This window comes from Campylobacter sp. 10_1_50 (assembly GCF_000238755.1).
GTDB classification, from domain to species: Bacteria; Campylobacterota; Campylobacteria; order Campylobacterales; family Campylobacteraceae; genus Campylobacter_A; species Campylobacter_A concisus_R.
Genome location: NZ_JH414888.1, coordinates 173027 through 195127, shown reverse-complemented (window position 1 = coordinate 195127; position 22101 = coordinate 173027). Strand labels below are relative to the sequence as shown.

The 22101-nt window shown below is 40.0% G+C and carries 21 protein-coding genes; all 21 read left to right on the top strand.

The features are described 5' to 3' along the window. Complete coding sequence (lpxB, locus tag HMPREF1019_RS05270; protein ID WP_009294668.1) at positions 1-1035, top strand: lipid-A-disaccharide synthase; 1035 nt, start codon at positions 1-3, stop codon at positions 1033-1035. Between the two features lie 3 nt (positions 1036-1038). Then, positions 1039-1524: a transcription elongation factor GreA gene (gene greA / locus HMPREF1019_RS05265; protein ID WP_009294667.1), complete on the top strand. Its 486-nt coding sequence runs from the start codon at positions 1039-1041 to the stop codon at positions 1522-1524. Between the two features lie 63 nt (positions 1525-1587). Continuing rightward, positions 1588-2379 (top strand): UDP-2,3-diacylglucosamine diphosphatase, encoded by a 792-nt coding sequence (locus HMPREF1019_RS05260; RefSeq protein WP_009294666.1) that lies wholly within the window; start codon positions 1588-1590, stop codon positions 2377-2379. Then, positions 2379-3332 (top strand): chemotaxis protein, encoded by a 954-nt coding sequence (locus HMPREF1019_RS05255; RefSeq protein WP_002939662.1) that lies wholly within the window; start codon positions 2379-2381, stop codon positions 3330-3332. The genes HMPREF1019_RS05260 and HMPREF1019_RS05255 overlap by 1 nt, the downstream gene beginning before the upstream one ends. 8 nt (positions 3333-3340) lie before the next feature. Then, positions 3341-5695 (top strand): hybrid sensor histidine kinase/response regulator, encoded by a 2355-nt coding sequence (locus HMPREF1019_RS05250; RefSeq protein WP_009294665.1) that lies wholly within the window; start codon positions 3341-3343, stop codon positions 5693-5695. 9 nt (positions 5696-5704) lie between these two features. After that, positions 5705-6202, top strand: coding sequence for a chemotaxis protein CheW (locus tag HMPREF1019_RS05245; protein ID WP_009294664.1), 498 nt, complete (start codon positions 5705-5707; stop codon positions 6200-6202). Between the two features lie 8 nt (positions 6203-6210). Beyond that, positions 6211-6837 (top strand): phosphoserine phosphatase SerB, encoded by a 627-nt coding sequence (serB, locus tag HMPREF1019_RS05240; RefSeq protein ID WP_009294663.1) that lies wholly within the window; start codon positions 6211-6213, stop codon positions 6835-6837. Positions 6838-6842: 5 nt separating this feature from the next. Further along, a complete protein-coding gene (locus HMPREF1019_RS05235) occupies positions 6843-7835 on the top strand; it encodes a transaldolase (RefSeq protein WP_009294662.1) in 993 nt (330 codons plus the stop codon). After that, positions 7835-8995 carry a type IV pilus twitching motility protein PilT gene (locus HMPREF1019_RS05230; protein ID WP_009294661.1) on the top strand — a complete coding sequence of 387 codons (1161 nt, stop codon included), beginning with the start codon at positions 7835-7837 and terminating at the stop codon, positions 8993-8995. Before HMPREF1019_RS05235 ends, HMPREF1019_RS05230 begins: the two co-directional genes overlap by 1 nt. A 67-nt stretch (positions 8996-9062) precedes the next feature. Next, positions 9063-9599, top strand: coding sequence for a 50S ribosomal protein L25/general stress protein Ctc (locus HMPREF1019_RS05225; RefSeq protein WP_002939542.1), 537 nt, complete (start codon positions 9063-9065; stop codon positions 9597-9599). 11 nt (positions 9600-9610) lie between these two features. Continuing rightward, complete coding sequence (pth, locus tag HMPREF1019_RS05220) at positions 9611-10159, top strand: aminoacyl-tRNA hydrolase (RefSeq protein WP_009294660.1); 549 nt, start codon at positions 9611-9613, stop codon at positions 10157-10159. Further along, positions 10156-11220 carry an LptF/LptG family permease gene (locus HMPREF1019_RS05215; protein ID WP_009294659.1) on the top strand — a complete coding sequence of 355 codons (1065 nt, stop codon included), beginning with the start codon at positions 10156-10158 and terminating at the stop codon, positions 11218-11220. The genes pth and HMPREF1019_RS05215 overlap by 4 nt, the downstream gene beginning before the upstream one ends. Before the next feature lie 55 nt (positions 11221-11275). Continuing rightward, positions 11276-12499: a diaminopimelate decarboxylase gene (gene lysA / locus HMPREF1019_RS05210; protein WP_009294658.1), complete on the top strand. Its 1224-nt coding sequence runs from the start codon at positions 11276-11278 to the stop codon at positions 12497-12499. Further along, complete coding sequence (pheA, locus tag HMPREF1019_RS05205) at positions 12483-13562, top strand: prephenate dehydratase (protein ID WP_009294657.1); 1080 nt, start codon at positions 12483-12485, stop codon at positions 13560-13562. Before lysA ends, pheA begins: the two co-directional genes overlap by 17 nt. Further along, positions 13562-14659, top strand: a complete 1098-nt coding sequence (hisC, locus tag HMPREF1019_RS05200) for a histidinol-phosphate transaminase (protein WP_009294656.1) — start codon at positions 13562-13564, stop codon at positions 14657-14659. The genes pheA and hisC overlap by 1 nt, the downstream gene beginning before the upstream one ends. Positions 14660-14663: 4 nt before the next feature. After that, positions 14664-16361 (top strand): flagellar basal-body MS-ring/collar protein FliF, encoded by a 1698-nt coding sequence (gene fliF / locus HMPREF1019_RS05195; RefSeq protein WP_009294655.1) that lies wholly within the window; start codon positions 14664-14666, stop codon positions 16359-16361. Next, entirely contained in the window at positions 16361-17392 is a 1032-nt protein-coding gene (gene fliG / locus HMPREF1019_RS05190) for a flagellar motor switch protein FliG (protein WP_002939877.1), read from the top strand. Before fliF ends, fliG begins: the two co-directional genes overlap by 1 nt. Next, entirely contained in the window at positions 17389-18255 is an 867-nt protein-coding gene (gene fliH / locus HMPREF1019_RS05185; RefSeq protein ID WP_009294654.1) for a flagellar assembly protein FliH, read from the top strand. The genes fliG and fliH overlap by 4 nt, the downstream gene beginning before the upstream one ends. Beyond that, a complete protein-coding gene (dxs, locus tag HMPREF1019_RS05180) occupies positions 18248-20074 on the top strand; it encodes a 1-deoxy-D-xylulose-5-phosphate synthase (protein ID WP_009294653.1) in 1827 nt (608 codons plus the stop codon). The genes fliH and dxs overlap by 8 nt, the downstream gene beginning before the upstream one ends. A 71-nt stretch (positions 20075-20145) precedes the next feature. Further along, positions 20146-20556, top strand: coding sequence for a Fur family transcriptional regulator (locus HMPREF1019_RS05175; protein WP_009294652.1), 411 nt, complete (start codon positions 20146-20148; stop codon positions 20554-20556). Between the two features lie 138 nt (positions 20557-20694). Beyond that, positions 20695-22101, top strand: a complete 1407-nt coding sequence (locus tag HMPREF1019_RS05170) for a CYTH and CHAD domain-containing protein (protein ID WP_009294651.1) — start codon at positions 20695-20697, stop codon at positions 22099-22101.

Here is a 22101-nt window from a genome sequence, read left to right as displayed (position 1 = left end):
ATGAAAATTTTAGTCTCCGCTCTTGAGCCATCGGCAAATTTGCATTTAAAAGAAATTTTTAAAAATTTTGAGGGCGAATTTGAGCTAATGGGAATTTTTAGCGAAGAGCTTGGCATGCCATATATGAAAAGCAGCGAGTTTTCAGCGATGGGCTTTGTCGAGGTTTTGCCACTTATTTTTAAGGCAAAAAAGGCGATGAAAGTGATGAGCCAGATGGCAAAAGAGGCTGATGCAGTGCTGCTAATAGACAGTCCAGCCTTTAACCTGCCACTTGCAAAGGCGATAAAAGAGGCCGGCGCAAAAGCAGCCGTGACATACTACATCTTGCCTCAAGTTTGGGCGTGGAAGCCAAAAAGAGTGAGCGTTGTGGAGAGATACTGTGACAATCTTGCTTCGATCCTGCCATTTGACTCTAAATTTTATAGCCGATCGACCTACGTGGGTCATCCTTTGATGGATGAGATAAAGCTTAAGAAAGCTAGCCTAAGTAGCAGTGGCAAAGTGGCGTTTCTGCCAGGCTCAAGAAGGTCAGAGATTTCAAGGCTGATGCCAGTTTATAGAGAGCTTGCTAAAAAGATAGAAGCAAAAAGGCTACTTGTCGTGCCGCCATTTTTGCTTGATAAAATGGGCGAAATTTATGGCGATGTGAGCGATTTTGATATCGTCTCAAACACGCCTGAAGCCTTGTATGAGAGCGACTTTGCCTTTGTGTGCTCTGGCACTGCTACGCTTGAGGCAGCGCTCATTGGCACGCCATTTGTGCTAGCATATAAGGCAAAAGCGATAGATGTTTTCATCGCTAGAAAATTTGTAAAGATCAAGCACGCGGGACTTGCAAATATAATGTTTGATTTCATGGGCAAAGAGCCGCTTCATGAGGAGTTTATCCAAGAGTTTGCAACGGCTGAAAATTTGCTAAGAGCCTACAAGAGCTGCGATAGGCAAAAATTCTTAAAAGGCTGCGATGAGCTAAGGGCTTACCTAGGGCATGGCAGCAGTAAAAATGTAGTAAAAATTTTAAAAAATATGGAGTAAAAAATGAGTGAACCAATGACAATGCACGGATACGAGAAGATAGAAGCTGAGCTAAAAGATCTAAGGCTAGTACAGCGCCCACAAATAGTAACTGAGATAGACATCGCAAGAAGCCACGGTGATCTAAAAGAAAACGCCGAGTATCACGCTGCAAAAGAGAAGCAAGCCTTTATAGACGCTAGGATCGCTGAGCTTAGCGCACTTTTGGCAAATGCTGAAGTGATCGATCCAAGTAGCTACGAGCATGATAGGGTGAGATTTGGCTCTAGTGTGACGATAATGGACGAAGAGACCGAGGTAGAGCATACTTACACGATAGTTGGTGTGAGCGAAAGTGACCTAGACAAGGGCTATATCTCGATAAACTCACCTCTTGCAAAGCAGCTTTTAGGCAAGGCTGAAGGCGATGAGGTAGCGCTAAATTTACCAAAAGGCAGAAGCGACGTTGAGATCGTTAATATCTGCTACAAACCTATAAAATTTGACTAAAAAGATGAGGCGAAGAGCTAAAACCTGCTTTTTGGCTCTGCTATTTTTTAATTAAGGCAAAATTTGAGCGAATATCTATATGCCCCCGTTATAAAAGAAGGTGCGATCTTTTTAGCTGATGCGCATGAAAATGTAAATAGAGATGGCTTTTTGAAATTTCTGCGCGCCGTCGATAGCGGAGAGATCAAGGAGCCACCGCAGATTTTCTTGCTTGGCGATATATTTGATTTTTTAACGGGCGAGGGCGAATATACGCAAAAACTTTACGCTGAGCACTTAAGGCTTATAAACAAAATTTCACAAAAGGTGGAAATTTTTTACTTCGAGGGTAACCACGATTTTAGGCTTTCAAATTTATTTAATAAAACTAGAGATTTTTGGGACAAAGGCGAGAGGCTAAGCTTTGAGGGGGTAAAGGTCTATGACATTTGCGCTCAGCCAGTGAAATTTAGAACTATAAGTGGCGAGCACGTCCAGATCGCGCATGGCGATATATTTTTGCCTTTTATAGATAAGTATGCGCTTAGGTTTTTAAGGCTTAGATGGTTTTTGAAATTTATGAACGCGCTTGATAAAATTTTGGATTTTAAAATTTCAAAAGCGATACTAGCCAAACTTACTAATAAAAATCTGCACTATAAAATTTCAAACTTCAAGGAGCTAATGAGCAAGCATTTGCAGGGCTTTGACGCAAGTATAGTGATAGAGGGACACTATCATCAAGGTGAGCTATTTGATATTTATGATAGATTTTATATAAATTTACCTTGTTTTGCATGTGAGCAAAGTTATTTTGTTGTAGAATACGCCCAGCAAAAGTTGAATTTGCTCAAAATGAGTTTGAAAGGACATTGATGTTTGGAGATAACGTACTAAAAACGGACTCAAACGAGATGGAACTTGTTGATTTTCGTATCTTTAAAAAGGCCGAAAACAAAGTATATGAAGGAATATACGGAGTCAATGTCGCAAAGGTGCGGGAGATCATTAAGATGCCAAATCTTACCGAGCTTCCTGGCGTTCCTGAGTATATCGAGGGAATTTTTGATTTAAGAGGTGTGGTGATCCCTGTCATAAATTTGGCAAGATGGATGAATATCGTCGAGCCAACCGAGGGTGTAGTCATAAAACCACGTGTTATTATCGCTGAATTTAGCGGTATATTAATCGGCTTTATCGTTCATGAGGCAAAGAGGATTAGACGAATAAGCTGGAAAGACATAGAGCCTGCAAATTTTGCTTCAGGGTCTGGTACTCTAGATAAGGGCAAGATCACAGGTGTAACAAGAATAGAAGATGATGAAGTGCTTCTTATTCTTGATCTTGAAAGCATCGTTGAAGAGCTAGGAATTTACTCGCCAAAGATCGAATTTGATGTAACAGATGATCAAAAACTAAAAGGTTCTGCTCTAGTGCTAGATGATAGCTCAACTGCTAGAAAACTGGTAAAAGATGCACTTGAGAAGATGGGCCTTAGCGTGGTTGAAGCCAAAAACGGCGTTGAGGGCTTAGAGAGGATGGAGGAGCTTTATCAAAGATATGGGGATAACCTAACAAGAGAGCTTAGAGTTATCTTAAGTGATATAGAAATGCCTCAAATGGATGGATACCGCTTTGCATCAACTATTAAAAATGATGATAGGTTCAAAGAGGTTCCAATTGTATTTAACTCTTCATTAAGTAATGAATTTAGTGAGATTAAGAGTAAAGAGGCTGGTGGCGCTGCGTATCTTACAAAATTTGATGCTAGTGTATTTTATCAAGAGGTGCTAAAAGTAATTGAAGCACATTCTCAATCTGCAAAATGAGGTGAAGCATGGATGATATGAAAGAAATAATGGAAGACTTTTTAATAGAGGCTTTCGAACTTATTGAGCAGATAGACCATGACCTTGTCGAACTTGAGTCAAACCCTGAGGATTTAGAGCTTTTAAATAGAATTTTCCGCGTTGCTCACACAGTAAAAGGTAGCTCAAGTTTTTTAAATTTTGATGTTTTAACAGAGCTTACTCACCACATGGAAGATGTTTTGAACAAAGCTAGAAAAGGCGAACTAAAGATCACTCCAGATATCATGGACGTTGTTCTTGAGTCAGTTGATATGATGAAGGGACTACTAGAAAGTATTAGAGACAGTGGTAGTGACTCGGCTGCTGGCATCGATATTAAAAATATTTGTGTAAGACTTACTCAAATTTCTGAAGGCGAAGCACCAAGCGCAGCCGCAGAAGCTCCAGCAGCAGCACCAGCTCCTGAGCCAGTAAAAGAGCCAGAACCTGCCGTGCCAGCTGAAGAAGCAGCTCCTGAAGTAAGCGATGCCGAGCTTTCAAAGTTAAGTGACTCTGAGGTTGAAGCTGAGATAGAGAGACTCTTAAAAGTTAGAAAAGCAGAAGATCAAGCAAGACGTGCTTCAAAAGGCATAGCTCCAAAATCTCCTGAAGAGATAGCTCCAGCTGCAAGCGCTGCACCAGCACCTGCAGCGAAACCAGCTCCTAGTAGAGAAAGAGATGCAGATAAAAAAGTACCAGCAGCTAGTAGCAGCAGTGCAGTAGCACAAGAGCAAACGATACGTGTTGAAGTAAAAAGACTTGATCACTTGATGAATTTAATCGGCGAGCTTGTTCTTGGTAAAAACCGCTTATTAAAAATTTATGATGACGTGGAAGAGAGATATGAGGGCGAGAAATTCCTTGAGGAGCTAAATCAAGTAGTCTCAAGTCTAAGTCTAGTTACGACTGATATCCAGCTAGCTGTTATGAAGACTAGAATGCTTCCAATAGCTAAAGTCTTTAATAAATTCCCACGTATGATACGTGATCTTAGCCGCGACCTTGGTAAGCAAATAGATCTTGAAATTTCAGGTGAAGAGACGGAGCTTGATAAGTCAATCGTTGAAGAGATTGGTGATCCTCTAGTTCACATCATTAGAAACTCATGCGACCACGGTATTGAAGATCCTGAGACAAGAAAGGCAATGGGCAAACCTGAAAAAGGTCTTGTTCAGCTAAAAGCTTATAATGAGGGCAACCATATCGTTGTTGAGATAGTTGATGATGGTAAAGGTCTAGACGCTGATATGCTTAAATCTAAATCTATAGAAAAAGGCATTATCACTGAGCGAGAAGCTGATGCGATGAGTGAGAAAGAGGCATTTGGTCTTATATTTAGACCAGGATTTTCAACTGCTGCAAAGGTTACAAACGTATCTGGTCGTGGCGTTGGCATGGACGTTGTTAAGACAAACATTGAAAAACTAAATGGTATCATCGATATCGAGAGTGAAGTTGGAAAAGGTACAGTCATGAAGCTTAAAATTCCACTCACACTTGCGATCATTCAATCGCTTCTTGTTGGAACACAAGAGGAATTTTATGCGATACCACTTGCTAGCGTTCTTGAGACTGTTCGTGTGCCTATTGATGATATTTACACGATCGATGGCAAAAACGTTCTAAGACTAAGAGATGAGGTCTTATCTCTTGTTAGGCTTGCGGATGTCTTTGGTGTTGAAAAAGTGTTTGATGGCGGTGATCATACTTATGTCGTTATCATAGGTGTTGCCGAGGCAAAACTGGGCATCATAGTAGATACTTTAGTTGGTCAAGAAGAGATCGTTATTAAGTCAATGGGTGATTATTTGCAAAATATCCCAGGCATCGCTGGAGCTACTATTAGAGGTGATGGCCGTGTAACTCTTATTATAGACGTTGGTGCTATGATGGAGATGGCTAAAGATATCAAGGTAGATATTAGAGCCGAAATAGAAGATAGCACAAAAGTAAAGGAAAAGCCAAGTGATTATAAGGTCTTGATTGTTGATGACTCTAAAATGGATAGAACCATCATGCAAAAAGCACTTGAACCAACCGGCGTCACAATCATAGAAGCAACTAACGGAGTAGAAGCACTCAATATAATTAAATCTGGCGAGCATTCATTTGATGCAATTTTGATTGATATTGAGATGCCTAGGATGGATGGATATACACTCGCTGGTGAGATTAGAAAATACTCTAAATATCGCAATCTACCACTTATTGCTGTTACATCAAGGACGTCTAAAACTGATAGATTGCGCGGAGTAGAGGTTGGTATGACTGAATACATTACTAAACCGTATTCGGCAGAATATCTTGAAAACGTTGTTAGAAAAAATATAAAATTAGCTTAGGGGTAAGGGATGAACGATAAACTAAATCAGGTTTTAAGCAAACAAAAACAGCAAATAGATGGTCCTGAGTCAAAAAACAATGAAGATATAGTTCAACTAGTAGGCTTTGTTGTTGGCGAAGAAGAGTATGCGATACCTATTTTAAATATCCAAGAGATAATCAAACCTATCGAATACACCCGTGTCCCTAGCGTGCCTGACTATGTTCTTGGCGTCTTTAACCTACGTGGAAACGTTATCCCACTTATTGATTTGCGTAAGCGTTTTTCACTAAATGTTACAAAACAAAGCCCAAGTACAAGATATATTGTCATGAAAGATGAGGATAATATCGCAGGCTTCGTAATAGACCGCTTGACGGAGGCTATAAGAATAGTTCGTAACAGGATCGATCCGCCGCCAGAGACTTTAGTAAAAGACAAAGGCATGATCTATGGTATCGGCAAACGCGATCAAAACATCCTTACGATTTTAAAGGTTGAAAGCCTTTTAAAGCGTGATTTTTAGGGCATAGCTTGATAAAACTTTGTGTTTTTGATTTTGACTCTACGATAATGGACGGCGAGACGATTGATATCCTCGCCGCCGCTAATAACGCCAGTGACGAGGTGGCAAGCATAACGAAGCGTTCGATGAACGGCGAACTTGATTTTTTTGAAAGTCTTACAGCAAGAGTAAAATTTTTAAAAGGAATGCCACTTTCAAAAGTAGATGAAATTTGTAAAAATTTACCCATCATGCCAGGGGCTAGCGAGCTTATAACTGCTCTAAAGCAAAAGGGTATAAAGGTCGTGGTCTTTAGTGGTGGTTTTCACATCGCAACTGATAAGATGCAAGAAAAACTTAAATTTGACGCAAATTTTGCAAATATCTTGCACCACAAAGATGGAATTTTAACAGGTGAAGTTGGCGGAGAGATGATGTTTAGTAGCTCAAAAGGCGAGATGATAGATCGCTTAAAGGGGCTATTAAATTTAGATAAAAGTGAGATCATGTGCGTTGGCGATGGCGCTAACGACGTGTCTATGTTTAGAAAATGTGATCTAAAAATTGCCTTTTGTGCAAAAGAAATTTTAAAAAAAGAGGCGACGCATTGCGTGGATGTCAAGGATCTGCGTGAAATTTTAAAATATATAAGGTGAAAAAAATGTATGACAATGAAGCTAAATTTTCTCTTTGGTGTGACTTTATAGAGAGAGATTTTTTACAAAACGAATTCAACTCTTTATTAGAAAAAGGCGTTATAAACGGAGCTACAAGCAATCCAGCTATCTTTAAAACAGCTTTTGCATCACCTGCTTACAAACAGATCATACAAAATAGCAACAAGCGTCATCCAAAAGATCTTTATGAAATTTTAGCGACCCAAGATATCAAGATCGCCGCATGTAAAATGCTAAAAAACTACGCAAATGGCGATGACGGCTTTGTTAGCATCGAGGTTGATCCAAATTTAAGTGGCGAAACAGCTGCGACGATAGAAGAGGGCATCAGGCTTCACAACCTTATCTCAATGCCAAATGTCATGATAAAAATTCCAGCTACAAAAGAGGGCTATGAAGCGATGAGCGCACTTATGGCAAGAGGCATCAGCGTAAATGCGACGCTCATTTTCTCGCCAGATCAGGCTAAAAACTGCCTAGAGGCCTTTAAAGAGGGTAGCAAGGCTTATGCAAGCCGCTTTGTGGATACGACGATGCCAAAAGGTGTGATCAGTGTTTTTGTTAGTAGATTTGATAGAAAGCTTGATGAGACAATGGCTGCAAAGAGCCTACCAACAGGACAGATCGGTATAATGAACGCTGCAAATATCTATCATATCATTGAGGACTTTGGCTTAGAAAATATAAGGACACTTTTTGCAAGCACTGGCGTAAAAGGTGGTGGCTTAAGAGGGGATTATTACGTTAGAGAGTTAATGTATAAAAACTCTATAAACACAGCTCCGATAGATACGATAAAAGAATTTGTAAAAGAAAAAGCTGAGGCAAAAAATGCCCCTAGCAAAGAGAATATCTCAAGCTTTTTTCATATCATAAAAAATAATGAGATCGATATAAATGCTACTTATAAAGAGCTTTTAAATGATGGCTTAAAGCAGTTTGTTGCAGCATTTGACGACATTATGAAATCACTTTAATGACCAAAAAAGACCTAGACTCATATCTGTGCTCTTTAGTTGATAGAGGCGGCAGCGATCTTCATCTAAAGTCTGCAAGCCTTGTTTATGGCAGATTTAATGGCGAGATCATGCCACTTAGCGAAGAAAATTTAGACCCAAGTGACGCAGTAGCTATCGCAAAAGAGCTTTTGGGGGCTAAATTTGATGAGTTTATGGATAAAAAGGACATAGATTTTTCGTATAAACTAAATGATGAGTACTGCTTTCGTGTAAATATGTTTTTGCAGATAAATGGAATTTCTGCTGTCTTTCGTGTCACTCCAACGAAAATTCCAACCATAAAAGATCTAAATTTACCAAGCGTGATAGAAAAAATTTGCGCAGAGACCACTCGTGGCATCATTTTAGTGACTGGCCCGACTGGAAGCGGCAAGACGACAACGCTTGCAAGTATGATAAATTTCATAAACCAGACAAAAAGATCACATGTCGTGACTATCGAAGATCCGATTGAGTATGTATTTAACGACGATAAAAGTATAATCAACCAGCGCTCTATTGGGGCAGATGCGCTAAATTTCTCAGATGCGCTACGAGCTTCACTTAGAGAAGATCCTGATATCATTTTGGTTGGTGAGATGAGAGATCTTGAGACTATTGAGACTGCCATTAGAGCTGCCGAGACTGGTCACTTGGTGCTTTCGACACTTCACACGCTTGATGCAAAAGAGAGCGTAAATAGAATAGTAAATAGCTTCCCACAAGGCGAGCGAGATAAAGTTAGTCTTATGTTCTCTTCAGTGCTTGCTTGCGTTATCTCACAAAGGCTAGTTAAGACTCTTTTTGGCACAAGACGCCCAGCAGTCGAGATCATGAGAAAAAATACCCGCATAAAAGAGCTCATATCTGAAGAGAAATTTGATGAGATCGACCTTGCCATAGCTGAGTCAAAAAATACTTACGGCATGCAAACTTTTGATCAGCACCTGCTTGAACTTTATGAAAATAAGATAATTAGTGCCGAAGTGGCGCTTGACAATGCTAGCAATAGGGGCGATTTGCAACTTAAGATAAAAAGCTCAAATGTAGCAGGTTTTAGCTTTGAAAATGGTGTAAATTTTGGCAAACCTCAAAGCAAACAAGATCAACCTGAAGTGATCGCTCTTAAAGAAATTTAATAAGCTTTATGTGAAATTTATAAAGCATTAGATAAAATCAGCACCTATTTTTTATGAAAGGAAAACGATGTTAGAAGGTATCGTTAGAGAGAGTATCGGTAAGAAGTCTGCGAAGGCTTTGAGAAGAGATGGTTATCTAATCGCCAACATTTATGGCAAGGGATTAGAGAATGTTGCAGCTGCTTTTAAAGTCAATGACTTTATAAAAGAGGCACGCAAAAAAGAGAGCCTTGCTTTTGATGTAAAAGTAGGCGGAAAAGTTTATAATGTCGTTATTGTTGATTACCAAAGAGATGTTGTTACAAGCGATCTTAAACACGTAGATCTAAAAGTAGCACTTCCAGGCGTTTTATCAAAATATATGATCCCAGTTAAGCCAGTTGGAACACCTATTGGTCTTAAAAATAAGGGTGTTTTGATCCAGTCAAAAAGACGTCTTTGCGTAAAATGCACGGCTGAAAATTTACCAAATTCATTTGACGTTGATGTAAGCAAACTTGACATTGATGATACGATTTTGGTTCGTGATATCACAGCTCCTAAAGGCGTTACTATCATTGACGCTGACCGTGTTGCGGTACTTGGAGTCATAAAAGCTAAATAAAAAGGGCCTTTGTGACACTAATAGCGGGGCTGGGAAATCCTGGCCCCAAATACGAAAACACTAGACACAATATAGGCTTTATGCTTATAGACCTCCTAAAAGACTCAAATTTCAAAGATGTTAGCTCAGCTAAATTTCAAGGCGAAGTTTTTAAATTTAATGGCATTATCTTGCTAAAACCAACAACCTTTATGAACCTCTCAGGTCAAAGTGTTAAGGCGGTAAAAGACTTTTATAAGCCAGATAGGATCATCGTCATCCACGACGATCTTGACCTTAGTTTTGGCGCGGTTAAATTTAAAAAAGGCGGCAGTAGTGGCGGACATAACGGCATAAAATCGATCGATAATCTAATAGGCAACGACTATGAAAGGGTGCGCGTAGGCATCGGACATGAGGGCGATGCTAAAAATTTTGTCCTTGGCGAGTTTAGCGACGAGGAGAGAAAGGCTTTAGATGAAATTTTAGCCTATACAAAAAATGCAGTTTGCGAGCTGCTAAAGAGCGACATCAACGAAATTTCACAAAAATTTACGGTAAAAAAAGGTCTTATCAAATGAAACTATACGCCAGATACGTTGGCTGGGTCTATATAAAATCTTTTCTTATCGTATTTTTAGCGCTTGAGCTATTTTATGTTGGCATTGACCTGCTTACAAATTTAAAAGATCTGCCGCCATCTGCAAACCTTCAGCTACTCTACGTTGGCCTTACTGCACTAAGTGCCATTAGCTACGTTTTGCCACTTTCACTCATTTTTGCGCTAATAATTTTACATGTAAATATGGTTCGCTCAAATGAGCTAATCAGCTTTTATGCTCTTGGCATCAGTAAAAACAAGCTCATTTTGCCTCCATTTCTCATCGCACTTTTTGTGACGATTTTTTACGTTGGGCTAAATTTTACGCCATTTGCTTATGCGCATGATTATCAAAAAAGTATCGCTAAAAACACCGCTTTTTCAAAAAGTACAAACGACTCATTTTTGAAATTTGAAGGCAAATTTATCTATATAAAAGAGCTAAACTCAGCCAAGCAAAGAGCAAATGACGTGAGAATTTTTGACATTAATGGCACTGACTTGCTCTCAACAACTTTTGCCGATCACGCTAAATTTAAAGACAATGAGTGGGTTTTAGAAGATGTAAATCAGACCTTTTTGCCTCAAAATTTAGAGCTTGGCGAAAATGGCTTTAGCAAGGTAGAAAGTAAAAATTTAGATGCGTTAAGAGGCTTTAAGCCAAAGAGCATCGAGAGTGCTGCAAGCGTTGAAAACTCGAAATTTAACATACCTGATGCGATAAATTTTATAAAGACATTTAAAAACGAAGGCATAGGACTTGATAGCGCAAGGACTGCATTTTATAACCTTGCCATCACGCCATTTTTTGCGCCATTTTTATTGCTTATTTTCTACTATCATTTGCCAGTGACTGGCAGGTTTTTTAACCTCGCACTCTCAACATTTATCTTTGTTGTGATAACACTCGTAGTTTGGGGACTTCTCTTTATCTTAACTAAATTTGCTCAAACCTCAGTCATCTTGCCAGAGATCGGCATGGTGCTCCCTGTTATTTTGCTTTTTGCATACGCCATTTATCTCATAAAATCGCATCGTTAAGCCAAATTTTGGCAACTTTTTTGTAAAATCAAGCCATTTTAACAAAGGCTATTTTATGGATTTTAAAGAGCTTGCAAGCAAATACAAAACCCCACTTTACGTTTATGATTTTAACTACATTAAAGAGCGCTATGAGGCGCTAAAAAACGCATTTTACGCTAGAAAATCTCTGGTTTGCTACGCTGTAAAGGCAAACTCAAATTTAAGCGTTTTAAAATTTCTAGCTGATCTTGGAGCCGGATTTGACTGCGTGAGCATCGGTGAGGTCAAAAGGGCGCTTTTGGCAGGGGCCAAGAGATATCAGATCATCTTTAGTGGCGTTGGCAAGAGCGATGAAGAGCTAAAAGAGGCTTTAGAAAATGAAATTTTGCTTATAAATGTTGAGAGCTTTGCTGAACTTTTAAGGCTTGAAGAGATAGCAAAAGGGCTAAATTTAAAGGCAAGGATCAGCATTAGGGTAAATCCTGGCGTTGATGCAAAAACTCACCCATATATCTCGACAGGGCTAAATGAAAACAAATTTGGCGTCGATGCGCAGACAGCTAAAAAGATGTATATCCATGCTAAAGCTTCAGATTTTCTTGAGCCAACTGGCATACATTTTCACATCGGCTCGCAGCTAACTTCACTAAGCCCGATAATAGACGCTGCAAAGATCGTAAGCGAGCTTTTAAGAGAGCTAAGAGCGCTTGAGATCGATATCAAATTCTTTGATGTTGGCGGCGGACTTGGCATCATCTATAACGACGAAAAAGAGATAAATTTATACGACTACGCACAAGGAATTTTAGGCGCGCTAAAAGGTCAAGATGTGACCGTCGTTTGCGAGCCAGGACGCTTTATCGTGGGCAATGCTGGCTACTTTGTAGCAAGTGTTTTATATGAGAAATTTAACGGTAAAAAGAGATTTGTCATCACTGATGGCGCGATGAATGATCTCATAAGACCAAGCCTTTATGGCGCGCATCACAAAATTTTTGTCGATGGCAAGGATGAAAATTTAGGCACTTGCGACGTGGTTGGTCCAGTTTGTGAAAGCGGCGACTTTTTAGCAAAAGATATCAAGCTACCAGAGTGTGAAAGTGGCGATGTCATCGTTGTTAAAGGGGCTGGAGCTTATGGATTTAGCATGAGCTCAAACTACAATACAAGAAACAGAGCCGCTGAAGTTTGCGTGCTTGATGGCAAAGATAGGCTGATAAGAAGACGTGAGTGCTTTGAGGATGTCGTGGCACCTGAGATTGAGTTTTTGGAGAGCACTGATGCAAGAGCTAAATGAGCTTAGAAAAGAGATCGATAGTATAGATGATCTCATCTTAAATAAACTAAATGAAAGAATGAAGCTTGTCGAGCAGATCGGCAAGCTAAAGCAAACGACTGGGACGCCTATATATCGCCCTGAGCGCGAGCGAGCCATCATAAACCGCTTAACTAGCCTTAGCAAAGATAAAGCCTTAAATAAGGCTGCTATCGAGGCTATTTATCTTGAAATTTTTGCTGTAAGTAGAAATTTAGAGATGCCTCAAAAGATCGTCTATCTAGGACCTGAGGGCACTTATACGCATCAAGCGGCGCAAAGTAGATTTGGTGCGATGAGCGCCTATCTGCCACTTGCTACGATCGAGGCAGTTTTTACGAAGCTAGCTCAAAAAGAGGCGAAATATGGCGTTGTGCCTATCGAAAACAACACCGAAGGCGCTGTTGGAGCTACGCTTGATTGTTTGAGTAAATTTGATGATATAAAGATAGTGGCAGAGCTCTACGTAGACATCCACCACAGCTTTGTTAGCATAAATGAAAATTTAAAAGAGATAAAGCGAATTTACTCGCATCCGCAAGGCTACAACCAGTGCCGTAAATTTTTAGAAGATCACTTGCTAAATGAGGTCGAATTTGTCCCAGCCAAATCAACCGCAGCAGCCGCATATATGGCATCTATGGATAGAGAATCAGCCGCCATTTGCTCAAAAATCGCAGCCAAAATTTACAACGTGCCAATCGTCTATGAGACTATTGAAGATAATATGGCAAACAGAACGAGATTTTTGATCTTAAGTGATTTTAAAAATGCCAAGGTTGAAAACTCGAAAACTTCGATCCTAGCAAAGACTGATCACAGCCCAGGACGCCTTGCTGATCTACTTTCTATCTTTAAAAATGAAAATATCAATATCACAAAACTTGAGTCACGTCCTATCAAACAGCGCGAATTTAAGTCAATTTTTTACCTTGACTTTGAAGGGCATATCGACGATGAGAAGGTGCAAAATGCCTTTGAACTCGCAAAAGAGAGCGGCGCTGAGATAACTTGGCTTGGAAGCTATTTAAACGGAGATGAGTAATGAAATTTAATGACTTTTTAGATGATCTAGTAAATTACGAGGCTGGAAAGCCGATCGAGCTTGTAGTTAGAGAGTTTGGCATCGATGCAAAAGATGTGATAAAGCTAGCGAGTAATGAAAACCCTTTTGGCACTAGCAAACGCGTAGAAGAGGCGCTAAAAGAGGTCGCTAAAAACGCACATCTCTATCCAGACGATAGCTACTTTGAGCTAAAAGAGGGGCTGGCTAAGAAATTTTGCGTAACTAGCAAAAATCTAATCATCGGCTCTGGAAGCGACCAGATCATAGAATTTGCACTTCACGCAAAGGCGAACAAGCAAAGTGGTGTTTTGATGGCTGGCGTGACATTTGCAATGTATGAAATTTATGCAAAACAAACAGGGGCTAAAATTTACCGCACAAAGAGCATGGAGCATGATCTGGGCGAGTTTTTAGAAATTTATAACGCGCACAAAGATGAAATCTCTGTCATCTTTCTTTGCTTGCCAAACAACCCTTTGGGCGAGTGCATCGATGCCGACGAGGTCTATAAATTTATAAAAAACATTGATGAAAACACGCTTGTGGTGCTTGACTGCGCTTACAACGAATTTGCTAAATTTAAAGATAGCAAAAAAGAGATAAAGCCAAGTGAGGTGGTGAAATTTAAAAATGCCATCTATCTTGGCACTTTCTCAAAGGCCTACGCACTTGGCGGCATGCGCGTTGGATACGGCGTGGCAAATGAAGAGATCATAGGCGCACTTTCAAAGCTAAGAGCTCCATTTAACATCACAACTCCAAGCCTAAGAGCAGCGATAGTGGCGCTTGGAGATGATGAATTTGTGCAAAAAACTATGCAAAACAACTTCGAGCAGATGAAGAGATATGAGGAATTTGCAGAGCAAAATGGCATCGAGTTTATCCCAAGCTATACAAATTTCATCACTTTTAAATTTAACGAGCCAAAATCAAGCCAGATATGCGAAAAGATGCTAAAAAAAGGTATAATTTTACGAGATTTAAAAAGCTACGCCTTAAATGCGGTGAGAATCACCATCGGTCAGGCATGGCAAAACGATAGAGTTTTTGAAGAGTTAAAGCAAATTTTAAAGTAGGGATATGGATTTTAAGGCATTACTTCATCAAATAAGTCAAATTTATCAAAAGCTTTCACTAAAACAAAAGATCGTCGCAGGCAGCTCGATCGTCTTAGTTGTGGCTTTTTTGGTATTTTTAACGCTTTACAAAAGCAAAAGTGATAGCTTTGCAGGATATAGCGTCCTTTTTGAAAACATCAGCCCAAGCGACTCAGCCTTAATAGTCGATCAGCTAAATAAAGATGGTATAAAATATAAACTGGCAAACGAGGGCACTATCCTCGTGCCAACGAGTGATGTATATAAAGAGCGTATCGCTGTTGCAACGCTTGGCATACCAAAAGAGAGCAAGATCGGTTTTGAAATTTTTGACAAGCAAGAATTTGGAGCAACAGACGCTGAGCAGAGAGTTAAATTCCAAAGAGCGCTTGAGGGCGAGCTAGCTAGAACGATCGAGAGCCTCTCATCTATCCAAAAAGCAACCGTAAGAATAGCCATACCAAAAGAGAGTGTCTTTACTGAAAGGCAAGCACTGCCAACCGCTTCTATTGTGGTTGAGCTAAAGCCAGGCGTTAGTCTAAATGCTAAGCAAATTTTTGGCATTAAAAACCTAGTTGCTGCCTCTGTTACAAATTTAAGCACAGAAAATGTAAAGATAGTAAATCAAGATGGCGTCGCACTTGGCGATGAAGACGGAGAGTTTGATAGTGACGCCATAGCTCAGCAGATCCGCTATAAGCGTGAGTTTGAAAACAACTACGAGCAAAAGATAGTAAATGTGCTAGCTCCTATCGTGGGCGGGGCAGATAAGGTCGTAGCAAAGGTAAATATCGACTTTGACTTTGATAAAAAAGATACAAAAAGCGAGGTTTATGACCCAAATAACGTCGTAAGAAGCGAGAGCAACATCGAAGAAAAGCGCCAAGGCTCAGCTCCAAATGAAGTGGGCGGCGTACCAGGTGCAGTTAGCAACATAGGCCCTGTTCAAGGTCTTGATGATAGCACTTTAAAAGAGCAGTATAACAAAAGCTCGCAGCAGACAAACTACGAAATTTCAAAGAAAGTGACAAACGTCAAAGGGCAGTTTGCTAGCATAAACAGAGTAAGCGCAGCTGTCGTTATAGACGGACTTTATCAAAGCAAAAAGGATAAAGATGGCAAGCCAACTGGTGAGCTTGAATTTGCCCCGCTTACTAAAGAGCAAAGAGAGTCAATCACAAATTTAATCAAACAATCAATCGGCTACAATCAAAATAGAGGCGATGAGGTAAGCTTGGATAACTTCGAGTTTAAGACTGGTAAAGATGTCAGTACTGGCGAGAAGATGGATGGCTTTATGAATAACTACGTGATGCCTTTCTTGCCACTACTTAAATACATCTTTGCAGCACTGCTACTCTACATCTTCTACAAAAAAGTCATCGTGCCATTTATGCAAAAGATGCTTGAAGAGACGAAAGAAGAAGAGGAACAAGCCCAGGACGATCTTGAAGATATCGAGACTGATGCTGAAGATACACTTGAGAAATTTAAAGCTGCTCGCAAGAAGGTCGAAGAACAACTTGGCCTTGGTGGTGAATTTAATGAAGATGAGCTAAAATACGATGTATTGCTAGAAAAAATGAGAACGGTTATCTCTGAACGTAGTGAAGAGATTGCGGCATTACTTCAAGATATGGTTAAAAATGATAATGACTTTAACATGCGTAAGGAAATTTAATGTCGATGAAGTTAAATGATAAGCAAAAGATGATCTACGATGATCTATCAATGCCTGAAAAGATTGCTATTTTATTAATTCAACTTGGCGAAGAGGCGACAGCTGTTATATTTTCTCATATGGATGTTGATGTTATCACTGAAATTTCAGGCTACATAGCGACTGCAAAAAATATAGATAAACAAGTTGCAGGCGCAGTGCTTGAAGAATTTTACGCACTAATGCAGTCAAATCAATATATGAGAAGTGGTGGCTTAGAGTATGCAAAAGAAATTTTATACCGCACATTTGGTCCAGAGGCTGCGCAGAAAATTTTAGACAAGCTTGCAAAAAGCATGGAAAACTCAAAAAGCTTTGGCTATCTTGATAAGATAAAGCCGCAGCAACTCGCAGACTTCATCGTAAAAGAGCACCCTCAAACTATCGCGCTAATCCTAGCCCACATGGACTCAAGTAGTGCTGCTGAGACGCTAAGCTTTTTTTCAGATGAGCTAAGAAGCGAGGTAGTGATCAGGATGGCAAATCTTGGCGATATTAGCCCATCAGTGATTAAGCGTGTCTCAACCGTGCTTGAGGGTAAACTTGAAAGCCTTACATCTTACAAGGTCGAGGTTGGTGGTCCAAGAGCTGTGGCAGAAGTGCTTAACAGACTTGGTCAAAAAGCTAGCAAAAGCACGATCGAGCGCATCGAGCAAAGCGACGATAAGCTTGCTACAACGATCAAAGAGCTTATGTTTACATTTGAAGATATTATCAATCTTAACGCAACTGCGATTAGAGAAATTCTCAAAAATGTCGATAAAAAGGACCTTATGGTTGCATTTAAGGGCTCAAGCGATGGCATTAAGGATAAATTTTTATCAAATATGTCTCAGCGTGCAGCCGAAGCCTTTAAAGAGGAGATGCAATACCTTGGTGCTGTGCGTGTAAAAGATGTTGAAGAGGCGCAAAGACGCATTGTAGAAGTAGTACAAACCTTAGCTGATCAAGGTGTATTCCAAGTTGGCGAAGCAGATGAGATGATAGAATGAAAAGTAGCGTAATAACAAGTGAGACCTCGCCGGCTCACTTTATAGAAAATTATAGATTTAAGGTACTTGGGAGCAATGAAAGAGCCCAAGATAGCGCACCTGTTTTGATAGAAGAAAATAATCTTAGTGAAGAGCTAAATGAGCAAAATTTAGAGCAAGGTGGTGAAAATTTTGCACCTCAGATGCCGCACCCAGTGCAACCAAGCATGCAAAATCACTTTGCGCCTCAACCTCAAAATAGCCAAGCTCACCAGCCTGGATTTGACTCGAGTTTTGTCGAGGAGCTGCTTAAAAAGACAGATGAGCTAAGTAGCAACATCATCAAACTTCAAATGCAGATAGAAAATCAAGAGAGCGAATTTGCAAAGCGTCTTGAAGCTGAGATCGCTCGTGCAAAAGAGGATGGCAAAAATGAAGGCATTGCTCAAACAAATGCTGCGAACGAGGCAAAGATAAAGGAGCTTGAGGCTAAATTTAGCGCTTCAGCCACAAAGCTAGATGAGCAGTACGTTAAATTTGATGAGTTTTTGAAAAAGAGCGAGGAAGAGCTTGGGCAAACTGCGATAAAGATCGCAAAAGAGGTGATAGAAAAAGAGGTTTCAAGCGCATCTAGCCAGATCGCTCATCACCTAGCAAATTCACTTATAAAAGAGCTAAGCGACGTAAAAAATATAGAAATTCGCGTAAATCCAGAAGATAGCGACTATCTAAAAGAGCAATTTAGTAAAAACGAACGCGTAAAAGTAAGCGCTGATGACGCCATAAGCAAAGGTGGCGTGGTGATAATAAGCGAGGGCGGAAACATCGACGCGACGATGCAAACAAGGCTTGAGAAACTAAAAATGTTGGTAAATAATGAATAAAGACGTTAAAAGCCTAAATGTCGATGAGCTAAACGCACTTTGCCACGACATCAGAGATAAAATTCTATCCACCGTTAGTAAAAATGGCGGCCATCTTAGCTCAAACATCGGCGCAGTCGAGATCATCGTTGCGATGCACAAAATTTTTGACGTTACAAAAGATCCGTTTATCTTTGATGTGAGCCACCAAAGCTACACGCACAAGCTACTAACTGGGCGCTGGGACAAATTTGATACGCTTAGAAAATTTAACGGTATTAGTGGCTACACAAAGCCAAGCGAGAGCAAATTTGACTACTTTGTAGCAGGTCATAGCTCAACTTCCATTTCGCTAGCAGTTGGCGCTGCAAAGGCGATCAAGCTAAAAAATGAAGAGCGTTTGCCAGTAGCTGTCATAGGTGATGGCTCGCTAAGTGGCGGCATGGCATACGAGGCGCTAAATGAGCTGGGGGATAGAAAATATCCTTGCGTTATAATCCTAAACGACAATGAGATGAGCATAAGCAAGCCAATAGGCGCACTTAGTAAGTATCTAAGCCAGATGATGGCTGGGCAGTTTTATCAAAAATTTAAAGGCAGGGTTGAGCGCTTTTTAAGCTATATGCCAGACTCTGCAGCCTATATGGCTAGACGCATGGAGGAGGGCATCAGGCTCATCACTCCTGGTATGTTTTTTGAAGAGCTTGGGCTTGAGTATATAGGCCCAGTTGATGGGCATGATTTAGCAGCGCTTCTTAGTACCTTTGAGACGGCAAAAAGTATGAAAAAACCAGTCATCGTGCATGTACAGACGCTAAAGGGTAAAGGGTATGAATTTGCTGAGGGGTGCTATGAAAATTGGCACGGAGTTGGGCCATTTGATCTAAAAAGTGGCGAATTTATAAAAAGACAGTCAAATAAGTCAGCCACGGCGATCTTTAGCGAGCAGCTTTTAAAGATGGCAAGAGAGCATAGTGACATCGTTGGTGTAACGGCTGCGATGCCAACAGGCACTGGCATGGACGCGCTCATACATGAGTTTCCAGACCGCTTTTGGGACGTGGCGATAGCCGAGCAGCACGCAGTTACCTCAATGTCAGCCATGGCAAAAGAGGGCTTTAAGCCATTTGTCGCGATATACTCGACCTTTATGCAAAGAGCCTACGATCAGGTCATTCACGACGCTTCTATTTTAAATTTAAACATCACGTTTGCGATGGATAGAGCGGGCATCGTGGGCGAGGATGGCGAAACGCATCAGGGCGCTTTTGACATTAGTTTTTTAAACGCTGTGCCAAACATGGTTCTTTTTGCTCCAAGGTGCGAAGAGAGCATGAAAAATGTTATGGAATTTGCCTACTCTTACAAGGGCGTTAGCGCGTTTAGATATCCGCGTGGGGCGTTTATTTTAAGGGATGAGTTTAAAGCTAAGCCGCTAGAGTTTGGCAAGGGCGAAATTTTGGCTGACGCAAAGAGTGACATCGCATTTTTAGGCTATGGCAATGGCGTTGGCAGGGCAAATTTGGTTAGAAATTTACTAGCTGGCAAGCTTGAAGCTATCCTTGTCGATCTAGTCTTTGTAAAGCCGCTTGATAGAGAGCTTTTGCTGGATCTTGCAAAACGCACTAAAAAGTGGTACATCTTTAGCGATAGCGCTAAAAAAGGCGGTGTTGGCGAGATCGTAAGTGCGTTTTTACAAGAAAATGGCATCTCAAATGTAAGCGTTGTTAGCTTTGAATATGACGATAAATTTATCCAGCATGGCTCGACAGCTGAGGTTGAAAAGAGCCTTGGCATAAGCGCTGAGCAAATTACCCAAAAATTACTAGAGAATAATTAATATCATTTAATAAAGAAACGTTTAATATTACTTTTGCTAGCATAAAGCAAAAATTTGTATAGGGGAAAATTATGCAATATGTATCGTTGCTAAAACAGTCTGGGCTTAAAGTAACGCCGCAGCGTCTTAGCGTTTTGAGAATTCTTGATCGTCACACACATCCAACGATCGATGAGCTTTATGATGAAATTTTGAAAGAAAATCCATCAGTTTCGCTCGCAACTGTCTATAAAAACCTAAACACTCTAAAAGACGAGGGGTTGGTGGTTGAAGTAAATATCGTCAATCAAAAGGCGAGATACGACATTTACGAGCATCCGCACATCCACGTGGTTTGCGAAAACTGCGGTAGCGTCGAGGATATGAGCTATGATGACTCAGAGCTTGGCAAATACCAAGAAGCGCTTGAAAAAAAAATCGGAAATATTATAGAGCGCCTAAATATCGTTGCTAGCGTAAAAAGCTGTAAACACTGCCGATAAGGCAAAATTTATGTTGCATTACTCAACATAAATTTTTATTTTTCTTCATAAAACATTTCAAGCAAGCCTGAAATTAGCTTTTTCTCATTATTTTAAGCACTAACTCGCTAAAATAAACAAAAAATTTCGGAGAAAAATGTGGGTTTGGAGATAGAGCGTAAATTTTTACTCAAAAATTCTCAAATTCTAGATTTTCTAAAAGAGGCTGGAGTAGTTTTTAAGCACCTTGAAATTTCTCAGTTTTACACCAAGATCACGCAAAATGAAGAGATCCGCTTCAGAAGCGAAGAGGATAAATTTATAAAAACGATCAAGGTCGGCAAAGATCTTATAAGAGAAGAAAATGAGGAATTTTGCGAAAAGGCGGAGTTTAAAAAGGCTCTAAAAAACCGCATCGGACGCGTCATCACAAAAGATAGATACATTTTTCGGCTAAACAACAATCCCTGCAACATCGATGTTTTTAAAGACAGCTTAAATGGACTTTGCACATTTGAGATCGAATTTGCTGATGAAAATGAGGCTGTATATTTTAAACTGCCATCATTTTTGGAGCAGTTTTGTAAGGCCGATGTCACCTGCGATAAAAGGTATAAAAACAAATTTCTTGCCATTCACGCAAACGAAAATGAACAAATCGATTACAAAAGAGCTTACTCTGTCTTTAAAAACAAAGAAATTTCGCCAAATTTTACTGCGAATTTAAAAAGCGGCGAGGCACTTAGAGCTTTATTTTTAAGCATATATAAAGAGATAAAGAGGCTAAAGAGCGACTATCTGCAAGATCATGACGAAGAAATTTTGCACAACCTACGAGTAAATTTAAGAAAAATCAGGTCGCTACTTAAAATTTTTAATGGCGTTTTTGATGAGAAAGTGACGCTCTTTTTTGGAGAGAATTTTAAAATTTTGGCAAATTCAACCAATAAAAAGCGAGACTTAGACATATTTTTAGGCTTTTTAAGCGAGCAAAAGCACGCAAATGAGCTTATTTACTTTGTGCAAAAGGCTTTAAATTTAGAGTATGAAAACGTTAAAAGCTACCTGAGTGACGAGGAAAACTACGCATTTTTAAAAGAGTGGGAGATATTTTTAAACGAGGGCGAGTTTTATAGGTCAAAGCTCTTTGACGTGAGCCTTTCACGCCTTGGCTCGTTTAAGCTAAGAACGCTTCTAGTTTTGGCTCAAAAGAGGCTAAAAAGCCTAGATCAAGACTGCCCAAATGAGAGCTTTCACAAGATCAGGATCGAGCTTAAAAAGGTGAGATATACCTACGAGTTTTTGAGTGAGATTTTTTATTTTGACGGGCTTAAAAAGTATGAAGAGCGGCTAAAAGATATGCAAGAGATCTTTGGTGCGCTTCAAGACTATGACGTTTGGCTTGGCATCTTAGAGCGCTTGCCAGAGGTTGTCGGCAAAGAAAAACTTGAGAGCAAAATTTACAAACAAATTTACAAAACTAGAGAAGAGATATTAAAAAAGCGGCTTAAATTTATAAGAGCAACTCGCAAGATCTCGCGAAATTTAAAAATTTACTACATATAA

What these genes read in the sequence shown, in the direction of transcription:
- lpxB (WP_009294668.1), top strand. Translation starts at nt 1, where the DNA reads ATGAAAATTTTAGTCTCCGCTCTTGAGCCATCGGCAAATTTGCATTTA.
- greA (WP_009294667.1), top strand. Translation starts at nt 1,039, where the DNA reads ATGAGTGAACCAATGACAATGCACGGATACGAGAAGATAGAAGCTGAG.
- HMPREF1019_RS05255 (WP_002939662.1), top strand. Translation starts at nt 2,379, where the DNA reads ATGTTTGGAGATAACGTACTAAAAACGGACTCAAACGAGATGGAACTT.
- HMPREF1019_RS05250 (WP_009294665.1), top strand. Translation starts at nt 3,341, where the DNA reads ATGGATGATATGAAAGAAATAATGGAAGACTTTTTAATAGAGGCTTTC.
- HMPREF1019_RS05245 (WP_009294664.1), top strand. Translation starts at nt 5,705, where the DNA reads ATGAACGATAAACTAAATCAGGTTTTAAGCAAACAAAAACAGCAAATA.
- HMPREF1019_RS05235 (WP_009294662.1), top strand. Translation starts at nt 6,843, where the DNA reads ATGTATGACAATGAAGCTAAATTTTCTCTTTGGTGTGACTTTATAGAG.
- HMPREF1019_RS05230 (WP_009294661.1), top strand. Translation starts at nt 7,835, where the DNA reads ATGACCAAAAAAGACCTAGACTCATATCTGTGCTCTTTAGTTGATAGA.
- HMPREF1019_RS05225 (WP_002939542.1), top strand. Translation starts at nt 9,063, where the DNA reads ATGTTAGAAGGTATCGTTAGAGAGAGTATCGGTAAGAAGTCTGCGAAG.
- HMPREF1019_RS05215 (WP_009294659.1), top strand. Translation starts at nt 10,156, where the DNA reads ATGAAACTATACGCCAGATACGTTGGCTGGGTCTATATAAAATCTTTT.
- lysA (WP_009294658.1), top strand. Translation starts at nt 11,276, where the DNA reads ATGGATTTTAAAGAGCTTGCAAGCAAATACAAAACCCCACTTTACGTT.
- pheA (WP_009294657.1), top strand. Translation starts at nt 12,483, where the DNA reads ATGCAAGAGCTAAATGAGCTTAGAAAAGAGATCGATAGTATAGATGAT.
- hisC (WP_009294656.1), top strand. Translation starts at nt 13,562, where the DNA reads ATGAAATTTAATGACTTTTTAGATGATCTAGTAAATTACGAGGCTGGA.
- fliF (WP_009294655.1), top strand. Translation starts at nt 14,664, where the DNA reads ATGGATTTTAAGGCATTACTTCATCAAATAAGTCAAATTTATCAAAAG.
- fliG (WP_002939877.1), top strand. Translation starts at nt 16,361, where the DNA reads ATGTCGATGAAGTTAAATGATAAGCAAAAGATGATCTACGATGATCTA.
- fliH (WP_009294654.1), top strand. Translation starts at nt 17,389, where the DNA reads ATGAAAAGTAGCGTAATAACAAGTGAGACCTCGCCGGCTCACTTTATA.
- dxs (WP_009294653.1), top strand. Translation starts at nt 18,248, where the DNA reads ATGAATAAAGACGTTAAAAGCCTAAATGTCGATGAGCTAAACGCACTT.
- HMPREF1019_RS05175 (WP_009294652.1), top strand. Translation starts at nt 20,146, where the DNA reads ATGCAATATGTATCGTTGCTAAAACAGTCTGGGCTTAAAGTAACGCCG.